The sequence below is a fragment of the Amycolatopsis palatopharyngis genome, assembly GCF_003385185.1.
Classification (GTDB): domain Bacteria; phylum Actinomycetota; class Actinomycetes; order Mycobacteriales; family Pseudonocardiaceae; genus Amycolatopsis; species Amycolatopsis palatopharyngis.
This window is the reverse complement of sequence record NZ_PQHZ01000045.1, coordinates 22,767-43,248: the sequence shown is the minus strand read 5'-3', so window position 1 is coordinate 43,248 and position 20,482 is coordinate 22,767. Positions and strand designations below refer to the sequence as shown.

At 69.2% G+C, this 20,482-nt stretch carries 20 protein-coding genes; 7 read left to right on the top strand and 13 right to left on the bottom strand.

The window, feature by feature from the left end; genetic code table 11:
* Position 1 precedes the first annotated feature (1 nt).
* From D0C15_RS26495 to D0C15_RS26465, 7 genes are read right to left on the bottom strand one after another with little or no spacing between them, the layout of a single operon-like run.
* Positions 2-418 carry a metal-sulfur cluster assembly factor gene (locus D0C15_RS26495; RefSeq protein WP_116050685.1) on the bottom strand — a complete coding sequence of 139 codons (417 nt, stop codon included), beginning with the start codon at positions 416-418 and terminating at the stop codon, positions 2-4.
* Positions 415-894, bottom strand: coding sequence for a Fe-S cluster assembly sulfur transfer protein SufU (sufU, locus tag D0C15_RS26490; protein WP_116050683.1), 480 nt, complete (start codon positions 892-894; stop codon positions 415-417). Before sufU ends, D0C15_RS26495 begins: the two co-directional genes overlap by 4 nt.
* A gap of 4 nt (positions 895-898) precedes the next feature.
* Positions 899-2,209, bottom strand: a complete 1,311-nt coding sequence (locus D0C15_RS26485) for a cysteine desulfurase (protein WP_116050681.1) — start codon at positions 2,207-2,209, stop codon at positions 899-901.
* A 60-nt stretch (positions 2,210-2,269) separates the two neighbouring features.
* Entirely contained in the window at positions 2,270-3,040 is a 771-nt protein-coding gene (gene sufC, locus D0C15_RS26480) for a Fe-S cluster assembly ATPase SufC (protein WP_116050679.1), read from the bottom strand.
* A 57-nt stretch (positions 3,041-3,097) separates the two neighbouring features.
* Positions 3,098-4,285: a Fe-S cluster assembly protein SufD gene (sufD, locus tag D0C15_RS26475; protein ID WP_116050677.1), complete on the bottom strand. Its 1,188-nt coding sequence runs from the start codon at positions 4,283-4,285 to the stop codon at positions 3,098-3,100.
* 1 nt (position 4,286) lies between these two features.
* Complete coding sequence (gene sufB / locus D0C15_RS26470; protein ID WP_116050675.1) at positions 4,287-5,735, bottom strand: Fe-S cluster assembly protein SufB; 1,449 nt, start codon at positions 5,733-5,735, stop codon at positions 4,287-4,289.
* On the bottom strand, positions 5,732-6,604 hold the full coding sequence (locus D0C15_RS26465) for a helix-turn-helix transcriptional regulator (RefSeq protein WP_425455432.1): 873 nt from the start codon (positions 6,602-6,604) through the stop codon (positions 5,732-5,734). The genes sufB and D0C15_RS26465 overlap by 4 nt, the downstream gene beginning before the upstream one ends.
* 245 nt (positions 6,605-6,849) lie before the next feature.
* Between D0C15_RS26465 and mptB the strand changes: the two genes are divergently transcribed.
* From mptB to D0C15_RS26435, 6 genes are all read left to right on the top strand, one after another.
* Positions 6,850-8,445 carry a polyprenol phosphomannose-dependent alpha 1,6 mannosyltransferase MptB gene (gene mptB / locus D0C15_RS26460; RefSeq protein ID WP_116050701.1) on the top strand — a complete coding sequence of 532 codons (1,596 nt, stop codon included), beginning with the start codon at positions 6,850-6,852 and terminating at the stop codon, positions 8,443-8,445.
* Between the two features lie 24 nt (positions 8,446-8,469).
* Complete coding sequence (locus D0C15_RS26455) at positions 8,470-9,396, top strand: ABC transporter ATP-binding protein (RefSeq protein WP_116050673.1); 927 nt, start codon at positions 8,470-8,472, stop codon at positions 9,394-9,396.
* A complete protein-coding gene (locus tag D0C15_RS26450) occupies positions 9,393-10,202 on the top strand; it encodes an ABC transporter permease (RefSeq protein WP_162830264.1) in 810 nt (269 codons plus the stop codon). Before D0C15_RS26455 ends, D0C15_RS26450 begins: the two co-directional genes overlap by 4 nt.
* Before the next feature lie 53 nt (positions 10,203-10,255).
* Complete coding sequence (locus D0C15_RS26445; RefSeq protein WP_116050671.1) at positions 10,256-11,260, top strand: COX15/CtaA family protein; 1,005 nt, start codon at positions 10,256-10,258, stop codon at positions 11,258-11,260.
* 127 nt (positions 11,261-11,387) lie between these two features.
* Positions 11,388-12,335, top strand: a complete 948-nt coding sequence (locus D0C15_RS26440; RefSeq protein ID WP_116050669.1) for an acyl-CoA desaturase — start codon at positions 11,388-11,390, stop codon at positions 12,333-12,335.
* A gap of 157 nt (positions 12,336-12,492) precedes the next feature.
* Positions 12,493-13,089, top strand: a complete 597-nt coding sequence (locus D0C15_RS26435) for a DUF6506 family protein (RefSeq protein WP_116050667.1) — start codon at positions 12,493-12,495, stop codon at positions 13,087-13,089.
* 6 nt (positions 13,090-13,095) lie between these two features.
* On the opposite strand, the gene D0C15_RS26430 is transcribed toward D0C15_RS26435, so the two are convergent.
* The 3 genes from D0C15_RS26430 to D0C15_RS26420 are packed head-to-tail and all read right to left on the bottom strand — an operon-like array spanning position 13,096 to position 14,850.
* The gene (locus D0C15_RS26430; RefSeq protein ID WP_211323331.1) at positions 13,096-13,629 is read right to left on the bottom strand and encodes a MarR family winged helix-turn-helix transcriptional regulator; all 534 of its coding nucleotides are present in this window, start codon (positions 13,627-13,629) and stop codon (positions 13,096-13,098) included.
* A 7-nt stretch (positions 13,630-13,636) separates the two neighbouring features.
* The gene (locus D0C15_RS26425; RefSeq protein WP_116050665.1) at positions 13,637-14,521 is read right to left on the bottom strand and encodes an ATP-grasp domain-containing protein; all 885 of its coding nucleotides are present in this window, start codon (positions 14,519-14,521) and stop codon (positions 13,637-13,639) included.
* Positions 14,518-14,850: a hypothetical protein gene (locus D0C15_RS26420; protein WP_425455431.1), complete on the bottom strand. Its 333-nt coding sequence runs from the start codon at positions 14,848-14,850 to the stop codon at positions 14,518-14,520. Before D0C15_RS26420 ends, D0C15_RS26425 begins: the two co-directional genes overlap by 4 nt.
* A 133-nt stretch (positions 14,851-14,983) precedes the next feature.
* On the opposite strand from D0C15_RS26420, the gene D0C15_RS26415 reads away from it, so the two are divergent.
* Positions 14,984-15,955, top strand: a complete 972-nt coding sequence (locus D0C15_RS26415; protein ID WP_116050663.1) for a quinone oxidoreductase family protein — start codon at positions 14,984-14,986, stop codon at positions 15,953-15,955.
* 161 nt (positions 15,956-16,116) lie between these two features.
* On the opposite strand, the gene D0C15_RS26410 is transcribed toward D0C15_RS26415, so the two are convergent.
* The 3 genes from D0C15_RS26410 to D0C15_RS26400 all read right to left on the bottom strand — a co-directional run bounded on the left by D0C15_RS26410 (position 16,117) and on the right by D0C15_RS26400 (position 20,161).
* Positions 16,117-16,707 carry an FKBP-type peptidyl-prolyl cis-trans isomerase gene (locus D0C15_RS26410; protein ID WP_116050693.1) on the bottom strand — a complete coding sequence of 197 codons (591 nt, stop codon included), beginning with the start codon at positions 16,705-16,707 and terminating at the stop codon, positions 16,117-16,119.
* A gap of 10 nt (positions 16,708-16,717) precedes the next feature.
* The gene (locus D0C15_RS26405; protein ID WP_116050662.1) at positions 16,718-19,069 is read right to left on the bottom strand and encodes an ATP-binding domain-containing protein; all 2,352 of its coding nucleotides are present in this window, start codon (positions 19,067-19,069) and stop codon (positions 16,718-16,720) included.
* 114 nt (positions 19,070-19,183) lie between these two features.
* Positions 19,184-20,161, bottom strand: a complete 978-nt coding sequence (locus D0C15_RS26400) for a heme o synthase (protein ID WP_116050660.1) — start codon at positions 20,159-20,161, stop codon at positions 19,184-19,186.
* Between the last annotated feature and the right edge of the window lie 321 nt (positions 20,162-20,482).

Sequence of the window (20,482 nt, the reverse complement as noted above, 5' to 3'; positions counted from 1 at the left end):
GTCAGACGGTGAAGCCGAGGGCGCGCAGCTGCTCGCGGCCGTCATCGGTGATCTTCTCCGGGCCCCACGGCGGCATCCAGACCCAGTTGATCCGGAAATCCTTCACCAGGCCCGCGCCGCCGACGAGGGCGGACGCCGTCTGATCCTCGATCACGTCGGTCAGCGGGCACGCGGCCGACGTCAGGGTCATGTCGATCGTCGCGGAGTTGTCCTCCTCGACGTGGATGCCGTACACGAGTCCCAGATCGACGACGTTGATGCCCAGCTCGGGGTCAACGACGTCGCGCATCGCCTCTTCGACGTCCTCGACCTTGGCGACGTCGGCGGCGGGCTGCTTCTGCTCGGGCAGGTCCGCGGCCGTCCGGCCCTCGCGGTGTTCCTGGTCCTCGGTGCGAGTTTCGGTCTGCTGCTCACTCATCGCGTTTCCGCTCCGTTCGAGGTCACTGGGTTCGCACCCGCCGGGCCGGACGTCCGGCCCAACGCGTCCTTGAACGCCATCCAGCCGAGCAGGGCACATTTGACCCTCGCCGGGTACTTGGCGACGCCGGCGAAGGCGATGCCGTCGTCCAGCACGTCCTCGTCCGGCTCCACCCGGCCACGTCCCTGCATCAGCTCGACGAACGCGTCCATCTTCGTCATCGCCTCGTCCACCGTATGCCCGACGACGAGATCCGTCAGCACGGAGGTCGACGCCTGGCTGATGGAACAGCCCTGTCCGTCATAGGAGACGTCGGAGACCGTGTCCCCGTCCAGCCTGACCCGCAGGGTGACCTCGTCCCCACAGGTCGGGTTGACCTGGAACGACTCTCCGTCATACGGGTCCCGCAGGCCACGGCCGTGCGGATTCTTGTAGTGGTCCAGGATGATCTCCTGGTACATGCTCTCCAGGTTCATCGTCTCACGCCACCCCGAAGAATCGTTGTGCCTCACGGACCCCGCTCACCAGCGCGTCCACTTCGGACAGGTCGTTGTACAGGTAGAACGAGGCACGCACCGTCGCGGGAACACCGAGCCTGCGGTGCAGCGGCCACGCGCAGTGATGCCCCACGCGGATCGCGATTCCCAGGCTGTCGAGCACCTGGCCCGCATCGTGCGGGTGCACGCCGTCGATCACGAACGACACCGCTCCCCCGCGGTCCACCGCCTCGGCAGGCCCGATGATGCGGACGCCCGGCACCTGCTGGAGCTGCTCCAGCGCCGCTGCGGTCAGCACGTGCTCGTGCTCGGCGATCCGGTCGATGCCGATGGCCGATAGGTAGTCCACCGCCGCACCGAGACCCACTGCCTGTGAGGTCATCGGCACACCGGCCTCGAACCGCTGCGGCGGCGGCGCGAACGTCGAACCCTCCATCCGCACCAGCTCGATCATCGAGCCGCCGGTCAGGAACGGCGGCATCGCCTCGAGCAGTTCACGGCGGCCGTAGAGCACGCCGATGCCCGAGGGCGCCAGCATCTTGTGCCCGGAGAACACCGCGAAGTCCACACCCAGCTCGGTGAAGTTCACCGGCGAATGCGGCACCGACTGGCATGCGTCCAGCAGGGTCAGCGCACCCACCTCGCGCGCCTTCCGTGCGATCTCGGCGACCGGATTCACCGTTCCGAGCACGTTGGACTGATGCGTGAAGGCGACCAGCTTCGTGCGCTCGGTAATCAGTTCATCGATATTCGACAGGTCCAGCCTGCCCTCGTCGGTGACCCCGAACCACCGCAACGTCGCACCCGTGCGCTGGCAGACCTGCTGCCAGGGCACGAGGTTCGCGTGGTGCTCCATTTCGGTGATCACGACCTCGTCACCGGGAGCGAGCGTGAACCGCTCCATCTCCGGTCCCGCAGTCGTGGCGTTGCTCATCGCGTACGCGACGAGGTTCACACCCTCGGTGGCGTTCTTGGTGAAGACCAGCTCGCCCGGGGTGGCGCCGACGAAGTCCGCGATCTTCGCGCGGGCGTCCTCGTAGGCGTCGGTCGCCTCCTCGGCGAGCTGGTGGGCACCACGGTGCACCGCGGCGTTGGCGGTCTCGAGGAACCGCCGTTCCGCGTCCAGCACCTGTGCAGGGCGCTGCGAGGTAGCCCCGGAGTCCAGGTACACCAAGGGTTTCCCGTCGCGCACAGTGCGCGACAGGATGGGGAAGTCGGCGCGCAGTGCGGCGACGTCCAGCGGCAGTGAGTCAGCCTGACGGGACCCCGCGTTCTGGGATGCAGTGGTGGTCATCGCGCCAACTCCTCTCGGTGTCTCGTTCGGGCTCGGTCGGATAGCGCCGTGCGCCGCGCCTCAGATGCTGGCGGGCTCGGGCTTGCCGACGTACTTGACGTAGCCGCTCTCCTCGAGCTCGTTCGCCAGCTCGACACCGCCGGACTCGACGATGCGACCACCGGCGAACACGTGCACGTAGTTCGGCGTGATGTGCTTGAGGATCCGCGTGTAGTGCGTGATCAGCAGGACGCCAGCGTCGTTGTTCGACGAGTAGGTGTTCACGCCCTCGGAGACCACGCGCAGCGCGTCGACGTCGAGACCGGAGTCGGTTTCGTCGAGGATCGCGAACTTCGGCTTCAGCAGCGACAGCTGCAGGATCTCGTGCCGCTTCTTCTCACCGCCGGAGAAGCCCTCGTTCACGCTGCGCTCGGCGAACTCGGCAGAGATGTCCAGGTTTGCCATCTCCTGCTTGACCTCCTTGACCCAGTGCCGCAGCTTCGGGGCCTCACCACGAACCGAGGTCGCGGCGGTGCGCAGGAAGTTCGACATCGAGACGCCGGGCACCTCGACCGGGTACTGCATCGCGAGGAACAGCCCGGCACGGGCACGCTCGTCGACGCTCATCTCGAGCACGTTCTCGCCGTCCAGCAGCACCTCGCCGGAGGTCACCTCGTACTTCGGGTGACCGGCGATCGCGTAGGACAGGGTCGACTTGCCGGAGCCGTTCGGGCCCATGATCGCGTGGATCTCGCCCGAGCGGATCGTCAGGTTGACGCCCTTGAGGATTTCCTTGGGGCCTTCGTCCGTGGTGACCGCGGCGTGCAGGTCCTTGATTTCCAGGGTTGCCATGTCTCTTCGTTTCTCTAGTTCAGTTGCGGGAAGTTGACTCGGTGGCGGGCGCCGGGCTCAGGAGCCCACCGCCTCCAGCTCTGCCTCGATCGCGGTCTGCAGGCGCTCGCGCACCTCCGGGATGTCGATCTTCATCAGGATCTCGTGGAAGAACCCGCGCACGACCAGCCTGCGCGCCTCTTCCTCCGCGATTCCCCGCGACTGCAGGTAGAACAACTGCTCGTCGTCGAACCTTCCCGTGGCACTGGCGTGACCGGCTCCGGCGATCTCCCCGGTCTCGATCTCCAGGTTCGGCACCGAGTCCGCACGCGCGCCCTCGGTGAGCACCAGGTTCCGGTTCAGCTCGTAGGTCTGTGTGCCCTCGGCAGCCGCGCGGATCAGCACATCGCCGATCCACACCCCGTGTGCGCCCTCGCCCTGCAGCGCACCCTTGTACATCACGTTGGACTTGCAGTTCGCGACCGCGTGGTCCACGAACAGCCGGTGCTCCTGGTGCTGGCCCGCGTCCGCGAAGTAGAGCCCGAGCATCTCGACGTCGCCGCCCGCGTCGGCGAAGGTGGCCGTGGGGCTCACCCGCACCAGGTCACCGCCGAGCGTGACGACGATGTGCTTGAGCGTGGCGTCGCGGCCGAGCCGCAGGTGCTGCTCGGACACGTGCACCGCGTCGTCGGCCCAGTCCTGGACGCTGACCACCGTGAGCTTCGCGCCGTCGCCGATGACGAACTCGACGTTGTCGGCGTACGTGCCCGAACCGACGTGGTCGAGCACGATCGCGGCCTCCGCGAACTGCTCGGCACGCACCTGGACGTGGCCGTAGGCCGTCGAGCCCGCACCTGGGCCGTGCAGCCGGATGACCGTCGGCTTCGAGGCCTTGGTCTCCTTCGGCACCGTCACGACCGTGGCCGAGGTGAACGACGAGTAGGCCTGCGCGGCGATACGGTCGCTGGGAGCGCCCGCCTCACCGAGGCGCGCGTCGTCGCGACCGACGGTCTCCACGGTCACCTCGTCGGCGGCGTCCGCCTCCACGGTGATCTCCCCCGTGGCGACCGCGGAACCGTCGTGCAGTCCCCGCAGCCGCTTCATCGGCGTGAAGCGCCAGTTCTCCTCGCGCCCGCCCGGGACCTCGAAGGCCTCGACGTCGTAGCCGGAGAACCGCTCCGCGCGGGAGGCTGCCGGAATGACAGCCTCCCCCGCGACGGCGGTGTTGAGCGTGTTGCTGTCTGTCTTGCCTGCCGTAGCCGTCATCTCAGCCGACGGATCCTTCCATCTGCAGCTCGATCAGCCGGTTCAGTTCGAGGGCGTACTCCATCGGCAGTTCCCTGGCGATCGGCTCGACGAACCCGCGGACCACCATCGCCATGGCCTCTTCCTCGGTGAGGCCACGCGACATCAGGTAGAACAACTGATCCTCGCTGACCTTGGACACCGTGGCCTCGTGGCCCATCGACACGTCGTCGTTACGGATGTCGACGTAGGGATAGGTGTCCGACCGGGAAATGGTGTCCACCAGCAGCGCGTCACACACCACGCTGGAGCGCGAGTGGTGCGCCCGCTTGGCGACCTTCACCAGACCGCGGTAAGAGGTCCGGCCACCACCGCGCGCCACCGACTTCGACACGATCGTCGAGGACGTGTACGGCGCGAGGTGCTCCATCTTGGCGCCCGCGTCCTGGTGCTGGCCCTCGCCGGCGAACGCGACCGAGAGCACCTCACCCTTGGCGTGCTCGCCCATCAGGAAGACCGACGGGTACTTCATCGTCACCTTGGAGCCGATGTTGCCGTCGACCCACTCCATGGTCGCGCCCTCTTCACACTTGGTGCGCTTGGTGACCAGGTTGTAGACGTTGTTCGACCAGTTCTGGATCGTCGTGTAGCGGCAACGGCCGCCCTTCTTCACGATGATCTCCACGACCGCGGAGTGCAGCGAGTCCGAGTCGTAGATCGGCGCGGTGCAACCCTCGACGTAGTGCACGTAGGCACCCTCGTCGACGATGATCAGCGTGCGCTCGAACTGGCCCATGTTCTCGGTGTTGATCCGGAAGTAGGCCTGCAGCGGGATGTCCACGTGCACGCCCGGCGGCACGTAGATGAACGATCCACCCGACCAGACGGCGGTGTTGAGCGCGGAGAACTTGTTGTCCCCGGCCGGGATCACCGAGCCGAAGTACTCCTTGAAGATCTCCGGGTGCTCGCGCAACGCGCTGTCGGTGTCGAGGAAGAGAACGCCCTGCTCCTCCAGGTCCTCACGGATCTGGTGGTAGACGACCTCGGACTCGTACTGGGCCGCGACGCCGGCGACGAGGCGCTGCTTCTCCGCCTCGGGAATGCCCAGCTTGTCGTAGGTCCGCTTGATGTCCTCGGGCAGGTCTTCCCAGCTGGTCGCCTGCTTCTCGGTGGAACGGACGAAGTACTTGATGTTGTCGAAGTCGATCCCCGACAGGTCGGCGCCCCAGTTGGGCATCGGCTTGCGGTGGAACAACTTCAGCGCCTTCAGGCGCGCCTCGCGCATCCACTCCGGCTCGGACTTCTTCTCCGAGATGTCAGTGACGACATCCTCGTTCAGTCCGCGGCGGGCGCTGGCGCCCGCGGCATCGGAGTCGGCCCAACCGAACGCGTAGTTACCCAGTGACTCGATGGTCTCTTCCTGGGAAAGGGGCGCTGTGGTGGGAGTGCGCTGCTCGGCAGCGGCAGTCATGCGGGTTGCCCTCCATTCGCGGATACTGCATCTCGGCCCTCGTCCGGCCACGCGATGTGCGCGTCCGGTGACGGCTGTGTGCTCCCCGGCTCGGTGGCCGCCGGGTGACCCGCCGAGGAGGCGGGTACGTGTGTGGTGCACGCGGCGTCGCCGCGGGCGATGGTCGCCAGCCGCTGCACGTGCGTGCCGAGCAACTCGGCGAACGCCTCGGTCTCGGCCTCGCACAGCTGCGGGAACTCCGCGGCGACGTGCGCGACCGGGCAGTGGTGCTGGCAGAGCTGCGCACCGGCGACTCCGGCACCGGAGGTCTTATCCACTACGCCGACCTGCCGGGCTGACGCAGCGTATCCCTCCCTGGTCAGGGCGGCGGCGAGGGCCTCCGCCCTGCCTTCCGGGCCAGCGGCGCGGTTGATCTCCTCGCGATGCGGCTCGACCAGCGCGGCCACTCGTCGCTCGGCGAACGCGCGCACGGCGTCCTCCCCAGCGTGCTCGGCGAGGAACCGGATGGCGGCGACGGCGAGGTCGTCGTATGCGTGGCCGAACCTGGCCCGGCCCGGCTCGGTCAGCAGGAACTGCTTGGCAGGCCTGCCCCGGCCGCGCGGTCCACCGCGGGGCGCGCCGCGCGCCTCGGCCTCCCCGTCAGCGAGCAATGCGTCCAGGTGCCTGCGCACGGCCGTGGGGCTGATGCCAAGCTCGTCGGCGACCGCCACAGCGGACAGCGGGCCCCGCTCCAGAAGCAGGCGCGCCACCTCGTGCCGGGTGCGGCCCTCAGCGGTGATCTGCACGGGCACGGCACCGGCCGCGGCGCCGGCCATCGGAACGTGCCGTGCGCCGCCTTCCCGCTGCTGAGAGGTGCCGATGTTTTTCACAACATCAGTGTGTCGTATTTACGGGGTGATGGCAAAGCGCCGCGCGAAGGCCGTGACGCGACTCACTCCGGACCGGCAAGCTGAACGGTCGCCGTCGTCGCCCGCCCGGGTCCGCGGGCTTCGCCGGGGCCGGTCGTCACCCAGTCGTTACCCGCTAGTCTTTCGGCGTGGCAGACGACGGCGGCTCGGGCGCGCGAGCGGGCAGCGATGGACCCGCCGAGCCCTCCACGCCCTCGGGCAAGGGCCTGAGCGCGTCCCCGGTGCGCCCCCGCCCGGCAAGACGGCTCGACGACACCGAACAGCACGCGTTCCGGGTGATCCGCTGTTTCGGCACGGTCGGTTCGCTGCTGATCGCGTTCGGCGCGCTGGGAGCTGGCGCCGCGCCGGTACTCAATCCCGTTTTCGATATTCCGGTCCTGCGGTTGTTCCCCCGGATCCCGACGGTCTCACTGGCGATCGCCTTCACCGGAATGGGCATGATGGTGATCGGCTGGCTGTTACTGGGCCGGTTCGCCAGACCCACCCGGCCGCACCTGGCCACGCCCCGCCAGCTGCACCGCACGATCATCCTGTGGGCCGCGCCGCTCCTGGTCATCCCGCCGCTGTTCTCCAGGGACGTCTACAGCTACCTCGCCCAGAGCGAGATCGTGCACCGTGGAATGGACCCCTACGCCCTCGGCCCCGGGGAGGCGCTGGGCATCTCCGACCCGCTGACCATGGGCGTGTCCAACATGTGGAAGGACACCCCGGCTCCCTACGGCCCGCTGTTCCTCAAAGCGGGCAGCTGGATCGCCTCGGTCGCCGGGAACAACGTGGCCACCGGCGTGCTGCTGCAGCGGGCGCTGGCGCTGGTGGGTGTCGGCCTGATCATCTGGGCGCTACCCCGGCTGGCCCGCCGGTTCGGCGTACAGCCCGCCACCGCGTTGTGGCTGGGTGCCGCGAACCCGCTCGTGCTGTTTCACCTGGTCGCGGGTGCGCACAACGAGGCGCTCGGTATCGGCCTGATGGTCGCGGGACTGGAGCTCGGTATTCGCAGGCTCCCCGTTCGCGTCTCCGGGGACTCACCACCGCCGCTGGCCAAGGGCGAACTCGCGTTCATCCTGCTCGGCGCCACGGTGATCACCCTGGGCGCGATGATCAAGATCCACGCCATCGTGGCACTCGGCTTCTTCGGGGTGATGATCGCCAGACGCTGGCACGGCCGGATCGTCGACCTGCTGCGGGCCGGGGCGCTGATGTCACTGGTCTTCGCGGTGATCACCGTCTCCGTCTGCCTCGGAACCGGGCTCGGGTTCGGCTGGATCGGCGCCCTCGGCACCCCGGGGATGGTGTGGAGCTGGATCTCCCCGGTCACCGAACTCGCCAATGTGGGCGGAATCCTCGGCATCGCCCTCGGCCTCGGCAACCACACCGGCTCCCTGATCGCCATTCTCGGCCTGCTCGGCTACGCCGTGGCAGGCGCGATCACGGTCAAGTTCCTCTGGGACAGCTTCCGCTGGCGCTACCGGCCGATGATCGGCCTCGGCGTCTCACTCGGCGCGTTCATGATGCTGCACGTCGCCATGCAGCCCTGGTGGCTGTTGTGGGCCGTGATCCCGCTGGCCGCATCGGCGGGGACCTCCCGGTTCCGGGTGGTGGCCACCGCGGTGAGCGCCGTACTGGCGCTGCTCATCCCGCCGACGGGCAGCACCTTCGACGGGCGCTCCTACATCCTTCCCCAGGCCTACCTCGCCGGGGCGATCGTGATCGTGCTCGCCCTGCTGGTGGTCCGGCATCAGTCGCCGATGGTGTTTCGCCGCGAGCCACAGGCGGCCAGGGAGCCCGCGGGGAACCACACATAGGGACGGTCCGTATCCTCGTCACTTGTGAGTGCACCCGCCGTCGAGATCACCGGGCTGGTGAAGCGATTCGGATCCGTCACCGCCGTCGACGGCGTCGACCTGCGGCTCCCCCGTGGCGCGCTGCTGGCGCTGCTCGGGCCCAACGGGGCGGGCAAGACCACCACGGTCGAGATCTGTGAGGGGTTCGTCCGGCCGGATGCCGGAACCGTGCGCGTGCTCGGGCTCGACCCAGTGCGCCAGTCCGCGGCCCTGCGACCACGGATCGGCGTGATGCCGCAGGGCGGTGGCGCCTACCCCGGCGTCCGGGCAGAGGAGATGCTGCGGCTCGTCGCCGCCTGCGCGGCACGGCCGCTGGACCCGGCCTGGCTGCTCGACGTGCTCGGACTCGACGGCGCCCGCCGGATCCCGTTCAAGCGGCTGTCCGGCGGCCAGCAGCAGCGGCTTTCCCTGGCCTGCGCCCTCGTGGGACGCCCCGAGCTGGTTTTCCTGGACGAGCCGACCTCCGGCATGGACCCGCAGGCGCGCCGGCTCGTGTGGGAACTGCTCGGCGCACTGCGCACCGACGGTGTGAGCGTGCTGCTCACCACCCACCTGATGGAGGAGGCCGAGGCGCTCGCCGACACCGTTGTCATCGTCGACAACGGCAGGGTTATCGCGCAGGGCTCCCCCACCTCGCTGACGGCCGAACAGGCCGACGCCGCCCAGCTGCGCTTCCGTGCCCGTTCGGGGCTCGACACCCAGCTGCTGGCGGCCGCACTGCCCGAGGGCTACCTGGTCCGCGAGTCCGCCCCCGGCACGTACCGCGTAGAGGGCCTCGTCGATCCCCAGGTGGTTTCCACCGTGACCGCCTGGTGCGCACAGCACGGCGTACTGGCCGAGGAGATGCACGTCGGCAGACGTGACCTCGAGGAGGTCTTCCTCGAGCTGACCGGACGGGAGCTGCGGACGTGACCGCGACACGCAGCGAGAGCCAGCCGAGGTTCGCACCCGGCACGTTCACCCCGGCGCCGGGGCAGGGCGGTCTCGGCCGGATGCTGCTGGCCCACGCGCGCCTCGAAACGGCCATGACCCTGCGTCATGGCGAGCAGATCCTGCTCACCCTGCTCATCCCGATCGCCCTGCTGATCGGCCTCAGCGTCCTGGACATCCTGCCGATGCACGACCTCGGCTCGACCACGAAGGTGGACTGGGTCACCCCGCGCATCCTGGCCCTCGCGGTGATGTCGTCGGCCTTCACGGGGCAGGCCATCGCATTGGGTTTCGATCGGCGCTACGGGGTGCTCAAGCGCCTTTCGGCCACCGCGCTGCCCCGCTGGCTGCTCGTGGCCGGCCGGGTGCTCGCGGCACTGGTGGTCGTCGCACTGCAGGTTGTCGTGCTCGGCGTCGTCGCGGCGCTACTGGGCTGGTCGCCGTCCGGTATCGGGCTGCTCTACGCCGTCCTCCTGCTGGTGGCGGGCACGTTGAGCTTCGGCGCGCTCGGCGTCCTGCTCGGCGGTTCCCTGCGGGCCGAGGCCGTACTCGCGCTGGCCAACATCGTTTGGTTCGTGCTGCTGCTGGCCGGAGGCATCCTGCTCGCCCCAGCGTCCCTGCCGGGAGTCGCGGGCGATCTCGTGGCCCTGCTGCCCTCCGGCGCATTGGCCGAGGGGTTGCGCACGGCCCTCGTCGACGGGGTGCTCGGGTGGCAGCCGATGGTGGTCCTGCTGGCCTGGGCGGCGGCGGCCGCCGCACTTGCCACGAGAACCACCCGGCTCACCTGAGGCCCACCGCTACCCGAAAAGATGCCCTGCCCGCACTTGCCTACAATTTGCGGGTGCCCGTCAGTAGTCTGATCGCCCGCCTGCCGTATCCGTCCCCGTCGGTGCAGCGGGCACTGGCCATCGCCGCGATCATCGCTCAGGGCGGTATCGGCGTCACCGGATCCATCGTCCGGGTGACAGGCTCTGGTCTCGGCTGCCCGACCTGGCCGCAGTGTTTCGAAGGCAGCATGTTCCCGGTCGAGCACCCGGAGTACGAGACACTCACCCAGTGGATCGAGTTCGGTAACCGGCTGCTCACCGGGGTCGTGGTGCTCGTGGCCGCGCTGTGCGTACTCGCCGCGTGGCGGATCTACGTCACCCACCCGAGCCGCAAACGGCTGTTGCTGCTGGCCTGGACGATGCCCGGCGGGGTCCTCGCCCAGGCGGTGATCGGCGGGATGACAGTGCTCGCCGGGTTGCTGTGGTGGACGGTCGCCATCCACTTCCTCGCCTCGACGATCCTCGTCTGGCTCGCCGTGCTGCTGCTGCACGCGTTCGCCGAGGGGGACGAACCGCCGCGTTGGCAGGTCTCCGCGAGCGGCCGCAAACTGCTGGTCGCGCTCGTGGTCGCACTGGCCGGGGTACTGACGGCCGGCACGACGGTCACCGGCGCGGGTCCGCATGGCGGGGATCCCGACACCCCTCGGTTGCAGGCGCCGATCAACGTCCTCGCGAGCGTCCACGGCGCGCTGCTCGTGGTGTACCTGGTCGTGCTGGCCTTGCTGGGACTGCACCTGTCGCGCGGGAGCGCCACGCCACGACTGTGGCGCCGCTATGGCATCGTCTGGGTGGTGGCACTTGCCCAGGGCGGCCTCGGCACCCTGCAGTACGAACTGGGAGTCCCCGAACAACTGGTGTCGTTCCACGTCCTCGGGTCCGCCGTGGTCATCGTGGCCACCGCCGCCCTGTGGTGCGCCGCGCGTGATCGTGGTCCCTCGGTCTCCTTCCACGCGGCACCCGCGAAAGCGGATGACACCTCCTCCACCGAACAGCGCAAGCCGACTGTCACGCGCTCGTAATGCTCGAGTGGCATGTTCTGCGGAGGCAGAGGTTAGGCTGAATCGCCGGGAAGGTGCCCATAATGGTGCGCTTTATCCGGTTTGCTCTTCTTGTTTCCCGTCCCCCGATTCGAGGTAACCCCGCGACATGAGCACTGCACCAGCCCAACCCGACCAGCGGTCACAGACCAAACCGATAATCTCCGGACATCGCTCCACCGCCGAGATGATCGTGCTCAAGGCCTTCCTGCTGATCCCGTTCCTGGCGCTGCTGGCCGCCGTCCCGTTCGCCTGGGGGTGGGGACTCAACTGGGTCGACGTGGCACTCGCCGTCACCTTCTACACGGTTGGCACCCTCGGTGTGACCGTCGGGTACCACCGATACTTCACCCACGGTGCGTTCAAGACCAACCGGGTGTTGCGGGTGGCCCTCGCCATCGCCGGGAGCATGGCCGTGCAGGGTTCGGTCATCTTCTGGGTGGCCAGCCACCGCAGGCACCACGCCTTCGCCGACCGCGAGGGCGACCCGCACTCGCCGTGGCTCTTCGGCACCTCGCCCTCCGCGCTGCTGCGCGGTTTCTGGCACGCCCACATGGGCTGGATGTTCAAGCGTGAGGTGACCAACTACGAACGCTTCGCCCCGGACCTGGTCGCCGACGAGGACCTGCGAGTGGTCAACCGCTTCTTCTGGCTCTGGATCACCCTCAGCCTCGCCCTGCCCGCGGTCCTGGGCGGCCTGCTCACCTGGTCGATCTGGGGTGCGGTGACCGCGTTCTTCTGGGCCGGCCTGGTCCGGATCGCCTTCCTGCACCACGTCACCTGGTCGGTGAACTCGATCTGCCACATGGTCGGTTCGCGCCCGTTCACCAGCCGCGACAAGGCCGCCAACTTCTGGCCCCTGGCGATCCTGTCCATGGGCGAGTCCTGGCACAACTCGCACCACGCCGATCCGACCTGCGCCCGCCACGGCGTGCTGCGCGGTCAGCTCGACATCTCGGCACGGGTCATCTGGGCGTTCGAGAAGCTCGGCTGGGCGCACAACGTCCGCTGGCCGAAGCCGGAACGCCTGGCGGCAAAGCGCGCCACCCCCGCCTGAGTTGGTGTTCCCCAATGTGGCATTGGGGAACACCAACGTCCCCAATGCCACATTGGGGAAGTATGCCGGGCACGGTTGGCGGAATACGTGCGAGCCTTGCCGGGGTTAGCTTGGTATCAAGTTACTTGATGCCAAGCTAACTCTGGGAGGGACCGTCATGAACGAATTCGCCGAGGCCTTCGTCTTCCTGCAGGCCGGATCGGATCCCGCCAAGGACCGAGTCGTGCATGAGCACTCCGGCAGCAAGACGCTTCTGGTCTGGGTGCCGGACGGGGAGGCAGCCGCACGTGTCTCGGCCGAACTGGCCGAAGCGGGTGTCCGGTTGATCGAGCTGTACCGGGGATTCGGCCTCGATGCGGCGGCACAGGTCATGACCGCGGTGGCCGGACGCGCCCCCGTCGGCGTCGCGGGCTTCGCGTTCGGCTCCTTCCCGGGGCCGGAACTCGGTCACTCCGTGACCATCTACGCCGCACCGGACGCGGATCCAGCTGTGGACCGCGTTGTGCGCACCCACGCCGGCGGTGGCCGCACGACCGTCGTCGGCGCGCCGGACGCAGCGGCGGCGGCCGCGGTGGCCGTCGAACTCGTCGAGCAGGGCGCCGATCTCGTCGAGATCTGCGGCGGGACCTCGCTCACCACGGCGGCCGAGGTGGCCGCGGCACTGGACAATCGGGTGCCGATGAGCCTGGTCAGCTGGCCGTTCGAAGCCATCGAGGGTGCTGCCGCCTACAAGGCAGCGTTCGAGGCCGCCTGAGGGCTCTCACCGTGTCTCCTTCCGGACGAGAAGCCGCTTGAGCATGTCCGCCAGCGTGTCGCGTTGTGCGCTGTCGAGCGGTTCGAGGATCTCCTCGTCGGCTGCCAGCACCGCGGCGAGAGCGCGTTCGGCGAGCTGTTCCCCGCGTTCAGTGAGCCGGACGAGCACTCCCCGGCGATCACCGGGGTCACCGCGCCGTTCTACGAGTCCCAGCCGTTCCAGCCGGTCGAGACGCGCCGTCATCGCACCGGAGGTGATCAACGCCGACCTGGCCAGGTCCTTCGGATTGGTGCCGTCAGCCTGCCCGAGCCGGCGCAGCGTGTTCACCACGTCGAAGTCCCCGTAACTCAGCCCGAGCGGGCGCAGGGCGGAAACGAGCTCGCGCTGGATGTTGTCGGCGCTGAGCAGCAACCGGCCGACGACGTGCAGTGCGCCCGCGTCCAGATCCGGATCTCGCCGCGCCCACTCGGCGATCATCCGGTCGACGGCGTCGTCGACGGGACTCTCGCGCTCGCCGGGTTCGTCCGATTCGGCAGACATGTATTCGCTACCCGCCGAGCCGGGCGCGGACCGCGGAGGCGAACCGTAGCGCCGCGGCAGGCTCGGCGTGGCGGAAGCCGAGCGAGGGTTCGGTGAGTTCCAGTTCCAGCAGCGCGGGACGGCCGTCGTCGGCGCGGACCAGGTCCACGCGGGCGTACAGCAGATCCGAGCGGCGCAGGCGGAGCAGCTCGGCCGCGGCGTCGAGCGTGTCCTCGGCCAGCTTTCGCCGTGCCGGGTCCGGTGTGGCGACTCCCAGGCGTTCGGACACGAAAAGCCCGGTCCCGTCCACCTCGTTGCCGGCCAGCATCGCCCCCTTGGTGAAGGCGTGCGAGAAGACTCCACCGAGGAACACCAGTGCGGTCTCCCCCTCGCTGTCCACAGCGGACTGATATGGCTGGGCCAGCACGGTGTGGCCGCCACGGTGCAGGTTGTCGAGGTGTGACCGCGCGGCCTCGACGGATTTGACCGCGAACCTCGCCGCACCGATCGAGCCGACGCCCACTGCGGGCTTCAGCACGAATTCGGTGCCGGGCCAGTGCGGTGCGGTTCCCGGCGGAAGCAACTCGGTCGGCACGATCGGCACCCCGGCCCGGGCCAGGTCGATGAGATAGGTCTTGTCGGTGTTCCAGCGCGCGACCTGGGCCGGATTGCACAGTCCGGGAACCGAATCGCACCAGTCGAGAAACTCCGTGCGCCGGTCCGGGTAATCCCAGGTCGAGCGCAGCACAACCAGATCGGCGGCGGTGAAGTCGACGTGGGGGTCGTCCCAGCGCGCCCATTCCGCGGCCACGCCCAGTTCGCGCAGCGCCGTGACGGCTTCGGCCTCGTCGCCGTCTCCCTCGGGCAGCTTCGCGCAACCCGCGAGGACGACCTTCGGGGACGCGGCTGTCACTGGCGCAGCAGGGAGCGACCCATTTTGCGGCGATGCTCCGAGCTGATCCGGGTGGCGTTCACCGTCTCGGCGTCCCATTCGGCGGGCTCCAGGTCGTCCACCGCCTCCACCAGCGCCTCACCCGCGCTGACGCTCGGTACCACGACGTCGCCAAGAGCGCCGTCGGCGCCGACCAGCACCACTCGGGCACCGGCACGGCCCAGGTACTCCACCACGGCCTTCGACGGCTTGCCGTGTTCGGCGACGAAGTTCTTGGCCGCCGAAAGGTGCCCAGGCCGGTACGTGGTCTGGATCTTGGTCTGCTCGGTCTGCTCGCTCTGTTCAGCCACGTACCGGAGTGTAGATGTCCGGCCCCTGCGAGGTGGAACATCGTGGTCCCGGCCATAGTTGTACGCGGTGTCTTAATTGAAACTCGGGTAGTCAGCATTATCGGTGCTTGTCAGAAGTGAACGAGGAGGACGTATGCCCACGGCGGTACAGGTTCGGCAGAACGGCGGACCCGAAGTGCTGGAGGTCGGCGAGGTCGAGGTCGGCGACCCTGGGCAGGGGCAGCTGCTGATCCAGGTGGCCGCCGCCGGCGTCAACTACATCGATACGTATCAGCGTTCCGGGCTCTACCCGCTCGACCTGCCGATCGTGCTCGGCCTCGAGGGCGCGGGCTCCGTCGTCGCCGTGGGCGAGGGTGTCACGGACTTCTCGGCGGGCGATCGGGTCGCTTGGCAGGGAGTGCCCGGTAGCTACGCGCAGCGCGTCCTGGTACCGGCTGCCTCGGCTGTCCGGGTACCCGACGCCGTCACCGACGAGATCGCGGCGGCCACCCTCCTGCAGGGCATCACCGCGCACTATCTCGCCGCCTCCACCCACCCCGTTCAGGACGGGGACACGGTGCTGGTGCACGCGGCTGCGGGCGGAGTCGGGCTGCTGCTCACCCAGTTGGCGAAGGCCAGGGGCGCGCGGGTGATCGGCACGGTTTCGACGGCGGAGAAGGAGGCGCTGGCCAAGGAGGCGGGCGCGGACGAGGTCATCCGCTACACCGAGACCGACTTCGCGGAACGGACCCGCGAACTGACCGAAGGCGAGGGCGTCGCGGCGGTCTACGACGGCGTCGGCCAGTCCACATTCGACGGCAGCCTGGCGAGCCTGCGGCCGCGCGGAGTGCTGGCGCTGTTCGGCGCGGCCAGCGGCCCGGTGCCGCCGGTCGACCCGCAGCGGCTCAACGCGGCCGGCTCGGTGTATCTGACCCGGCCGTCGATCGGCGCCTACATCCGCACCCGCGAGGAGCTCGACTGGCGCGCGGGAGAACTGTTCGGCGCGGTCGCCGAAGGCACGTTGAAGATCCGCATCGGCGGCGCTTACCCGCTGGCCGAGGCCCGCCGCGCGCACGAGGACCTCGAGGGCCGCCGCAGCACGGGCAAGCTCCTGCTGCTGCCGTGAACGGGGAAGGGGTTCCCTGCACTCGGGAGACTCCGTGAGGTTCACCGCCGAGCGTGCGGACCAGGACGGATATCACTGGCGTGCGACCTGGGTGACGGCATCCCCATCAACACAAAGGCGGTGCAGCGTGTCGCACGCTGCACCGCCGATCGTGTAGTGGCTCAGGCGGGCGTGACCTTGACGGCGTCGACGACGAAGACGAGCGTCTCGTTGGGCGCGATGCCCTGATTGCCCCGCTCTCCGTATCCCAGGTCCGGCGGGACGACTAGGAGGCGTCGGCTGCCCTCGGTGATGCCGATCAGGCCCTGGTTCCAGCCGTCGATGACTCGAGCCTGACCCAGGTTCTCCAGCGGGAAGGTCTCGCCCCGCTCGAACGAGCTGTCCTTGACCTCGCCGTCGGACCAGGACTTGAGCTTGTAGTTCACCTCGACGGTGCTGCCCTCGGTGGCCTCGGGGCCGTCGCCGGTCACCAGGTCCTCGGAGATCAGCTCCTTCGGCGGTGCGCAGTCGTCGGGGATGGTGATCTCCGGGTCCTCGCCGAAGCCGCCGCTCACCTCGATGTCCTCCGCCTTGCACGCCGGCCCCTGTGCCTGCGAACTGGACGGGCTGGTGCTCGCCGGTGCCGAGGCCTGCTGGCTCGGCGTGGGGTCGGTGCCCGGGGGAAGGTCCGAGGGCTCCTCGTTGTTCGGGGAACAGGCGCCCAGCGCGACAGCCGCCGCCGTCACCACGATGATCTTGCCAAGTCTGCGCATGGCGACCACCTTAACCGGGCGCGGCACCTTCCTTCGCCGGACCCGACAGCGCGGGCAGCACCTCGCCCGTGTGCACTATCCCGAGCCGCTTCGTGGCCCGCGTCAGCGCGACGTAGAGGTCGTTGAGCCCCCTCGGTGACTCGGCGACGACCTCGTCCGGGCCGATCACCACCACCGAGTCGAACTCCAGGCCCTTGGCCAGCTCCACGGTCAGCAGCGACACCCGCGACTGCTCCCCCGACAGCTCGTCGGACAGCAGCCCGTCCAGCGCGCCGGCGAGACCGTCGAGCTGTCCATTCGGGGCCAGTACCGCGACCGTGCCACCGTCCACCGCACTCAGTTCGCCGTCGACCAGCTCGCGGACGCGGCCGGGCGCCTCGGCCCGGCCCACCTCGACCTGCCACGGGTCGACCCCCGCCTCCCGGACGGAGGCCGGAGCGGACAGGTCCGGGTTCGCCTCGGCGAGCACCCGGCCCGCGACGGCCATGATCTCGGCGGGCGTCCGGTAGTTCACCGTCAGCTCGCGCAGCCGCCAGCGGTCGTCCACGTACGGGCCGAGCACCTGGTGCCAGGACGACGTGCCCGCCTCCGAGCCCGTCTGCGCCACGTCGCCCACCACGGTGACGGAACGGCTCGGGCAGCGGCGCATGAGCGAACGCCAGTCCATCGCGGAGAGCTCCTGCGCCTCGTCGATGATCACGTGCCCGAAGGTCCAGGTGCGGTCCTGGGCGGCCCGTTGCGCGGCGGTGAGGTCGCTGCGCCGATCCTGCCGCTCGGCCAGCAGTTCGGCGTCGAGGATGTCGCCGACCCGCAACACCTCCTCGTCGATGATCTCCTCGTCCTGTTCGAGGATGTGCAGCACGCCCTCGGCGTACGCCTTCTGCTCGCGCTCCTGCCGCGCCTGCTCGGCGCGTTCCTCGGTGTCGTCCTCACCGAGGAGTTCGGCCAGCTCGTCGAGCAGTGGCACGTCCGAGGACGACCAGGGTGACCCCGGCTCGCGCAGCAACAGCGCACGTTCCGTGGTGTCCAGCGCCGTCCCGGCCGCGCACTCCAGCCGCTCGGCGGAGCCCAGCAGGTCACCGAGGGTCTCCTCGGGAGTCAGCAACGGCCACAACGAATCCAGCGCCGCCCGCACCTTCTTGTCCTCGGCGAGTTCCGCGCGGATCGCGGCATGGTCGCGGGCGTCGAGCACATCGGCGTCCGGGTCCTCCCCCGCCGCGAGGGGGATCTCGGGCAGCCCGTCGAACACATCACCCTCGGTCCGGGACACCGACTGTTCGGTGAGCGCGTCGAGCATGCGGTCCAGGAAGATCCGCCTGGCGACGTTGTGGGACCGCTGTGAGCGCCGCGCCTTTTCCCGCGCACGCTCGGCCATCTCCCGGTGGATCGCCAGCGTCTCGCCCTCGACGTCGACCTCCAGCGGATCGCCGGGGATCACCTGCCGGTCGCGCACGGCGTCGGCCAGTACCTGGACCATGACGTCGCGGCCCTTGATCTCGGCCGCGCCTGCCGGTTCGGCGCCGTCCGCCCTGAGACCGGGCAGCAGCGTGCCCATCGTCTTGAGCAGCACGCCGGTCTCCCCCAGAGACGGCAGCACCTGGCCGATGTAGCGCAGGAACGTCGGGTTGGGCCCGACGACGAGCACGCCACGGGTGCTGAGCTGACGCCGGTACGTGTAGAGCAGGTATGCCGCCCGGTGCAGCGCGACGGCGGTCTTGCCGGTACCAGGGCCACCCTGCACCACCAGGACGCCGTTCAGGTCCGCGCGGATGATGCGGTCCTGCTCGGCCTGGATGGTGGCGACGATGTCGGCCATCTCGCCGGTCCGCCTGCGCTCCAGCGCGGCCAGCAGCGCGGCCTCCCCCGCGAGGCCGAGGTCGTGGCCCTGGTCGGCGGCCGAAAGGTCCAGGATCTCGTCGTCCACACCGACCACGCGCCTGCTGAGCGTGCGGATGTGCCTGCGGCGCACGACGCCGTCCGGCGAGGCCGCCGTGGCGAGGTAGAAGGGGCGGGCCACGGGGGCACGCCAGTCCACCAGCAGCGGGTTGTACTCGTCGTCCTCGTCGAACAGGCCGAGCCTGCCCACGTAGAACTGTTCACCGTCGCGCAGGTTCAGGCGCCCGAAGCACAGCCCCTGCTCGACGGAGCCGAGCTGGGCGATCCGCTCGGTGTACATCGAGGTGGAGGCTTCACGTTCAGCGCGCGCCTGCGGTGTTCCCCCGGTCTGCTCCAGTGCTGTGGTCAGCCTGCGCGACGCGACCTCCCGTTCGGCGTCGAGCTTGCGGTAGAGCAGCGAGAGATACTCCTGCTCCGCGGCGATCTCGGAGTTGTCTGGTTCCCGGTCATGCGGGGACACGGACAAGGGCAGCCCACTTTCAAATCAGAGTGTCGATCGGCCCAGGAACCAACGACAGCGAGCCCGCCGTTGTTCCTGCCCGGCGGGAATTCGTCGGCGAATTCCGGGGGTGGGCAGAGATCAGAACGGGAGGCCGAGGACCGGGAGGCCGATCGCCGCGTCGACGGCGAGGGCGCAGAACACGATCATCAGGTACGTGTTCGAGCGGTGGAACAGCGCCATCGGCTTGGTCTCGACGCCACGGCCGACAGCGGCGCGCAGCCGGTGCGCGTAGAAGAGGAACCAGGCGCCTGCCACCACGGCGAAGGTGGTGTAGAGCCAGCTCGTCGCCGGGGCGAGCAGCAGCGTCCAGCCCACCATCACCCACGAGTAGATGACGATCTGCTTCGCGACGTGCTCCGGCGTGGCCACGACCGGCAGCATCGGCACGCCCGCGCGCTCGTAGTCCTCGCGGTACTTCATCGCCAGCGCCCACGTGTGCGGCGGCGTCCAGAAGAAGATCACGCCGAACATCACCAGCGCGGGCCACTCCACCGTCCCGGAGACGGCGGACCAGCCGATCACCACCGGCATGCATCCGGCCGCGCCGCCCCACACCACGTTCTGCGGCGTGCGGCGCTTGAGCACCAGGGTGTAGACGAAGATGTAGAACAGGATCGTCGCGACCGCGAGGATCGCCGACAACAGGTTCACCGTCAGCGCGAGCACCGCGAACGAGGCCGCCCCGAGTGTGAGACCGAAGATCAGCGCGCCCCGCTGTGGCACCGAGTCCCGCACCAGTGGCCTGCGCTTGGTGCGCTTCATCACCTTGTCGATATCGGTGTCGATCACGCAGTTCAGCGCGTTCGCACTGCCGGCGGCCATCGTCCCGCCGAGGAGCGTGGCCAGCACGAGCCATGGCGAAGGGATCTCGCGCCCGGCGAGGAACATCGCGGGGATGGTGGTCACCAGCAGGAGCTCGATCACCCGTGGCTTGGCCAGCGCCGCATACGCACCCACCACCTGCCGGACACCACGCCTGCCGGGTGTCTCGGCGACGGAAGGTGCGTCAGCGCCAGTGCTGTCACCGCGGCCGTGCGCGGCGTCCACCAACGACATTTCGCTCCCAGCAGTCAGATCGGGTCGAGCCCAGCCCCGCCGTAGCAGCGTCGGGGGCGAGGTGTCGCCCGCCGCGAGATGGGGTCGGCGCTCCTGGTGATCGTAGTTGGCTCGTTTGGCCGACACGCTCGCGGGGCAGTCAACACTGGACGGCCGAGCGCCCGCCCGTCGCCCACCACCACCCAAACGGAGACGCTTCGCGCCGAGTGCCCGCACGTCACCCACCACCACCCAAACGGAGACGCTTCGCGCCGAGTGCCCGCCCGTCGCCCACCACCACCCAAACGGAGACGCTCCGCGCCCAGCGCCTTCCCACCGACC

Excerpts from the sequence above, each read along its gene's own strand:
- D0C15_RS26415 (WP_116050663.1), top strand. The coding sequence starts at position 14,984 with ATGCCCACGGCGGTACAGGTTCGGCAGAACGGCGGACCCGAAGTGCTG.
- D0C15_RS26400 (WP_116050660.1), bottom strand. The coding sequence starts at position 20,161 with ATGTCGTTGGTGGACGCCGCGCACGGCCGCGGTGACAGCACTGGCGCT.
- sufU (WP_116050683.1), bottom strand. The coding sequence starts at position 894 with ATGAACCTGGAGAGCATGTACCAGGAGATCATCCTGGACCACTACAAG.
- D0C15_RS26440 (WP_116050669.1), top strand. The coding sequence starts at position 11,388 with ATGAGCACTGCACCAGCCCAACCCGACCAGCGGTCACAGACCAAACCG.
- D0C15_RS26485 (WP_116050681.1), bottom strand. The coding sequence starts at position 2,209 with ATGACCACCACTGCATCCCAGAACGCGGGGTCCCGTCAGGCTGACTCA.
- D0C15_RS26430 (WP_211323331.1), bottom strand. The coding sequence starts at position 13,629 with ATGTCTGCCGAATCGGACGAACCCGGCGAGCGCGAGAGTCCCGTCGAC.
- sufC (WP_116050679.1), bottom strand. The coding sequence starts at position 3,040 with ATGGCAACCCTGGAAATCAAGGACCTGCACGCCGCGGTCACCACGGAC.
- D0C15_RS26410 (WP_116050693.1), bottom strand. The coding sequence starts at position 16,707 with ATGCGCAGACTTGGCAAGATCATCGTGGTGACGGCGGCGGCTGTCGCG.
- D0C15_RS26495 (WP_116050685.1), bottom strand. The coding sequence starts at position 418 with ATGAGTGAGCAGCAGACCGAAACTCGCACCGAGGACCAGGAACACCGC.
- sufB (WP_116050675.1), bottom strand. The coding sequence starts at position 5,735 with ATGACTGCCGCTGCCGAGCAGCGCACTCCCACCACAGCGCCCCTTTCC.
- D0C15_RS26435 (WP_116050667.1), top strand. The coding sequence starts at position 12,493 with ATGAACGAATTCGCCGAGGCCTTCGTCTTCCTGCAGGCCGGATCGGAT.
- sufD (WP_116050677.1), bottom strand. The coding sequence starts at position 4,285 with ATGACGGCTACGGCAGGCAAGACAGACAGCAACACGCTCAACACCGCC.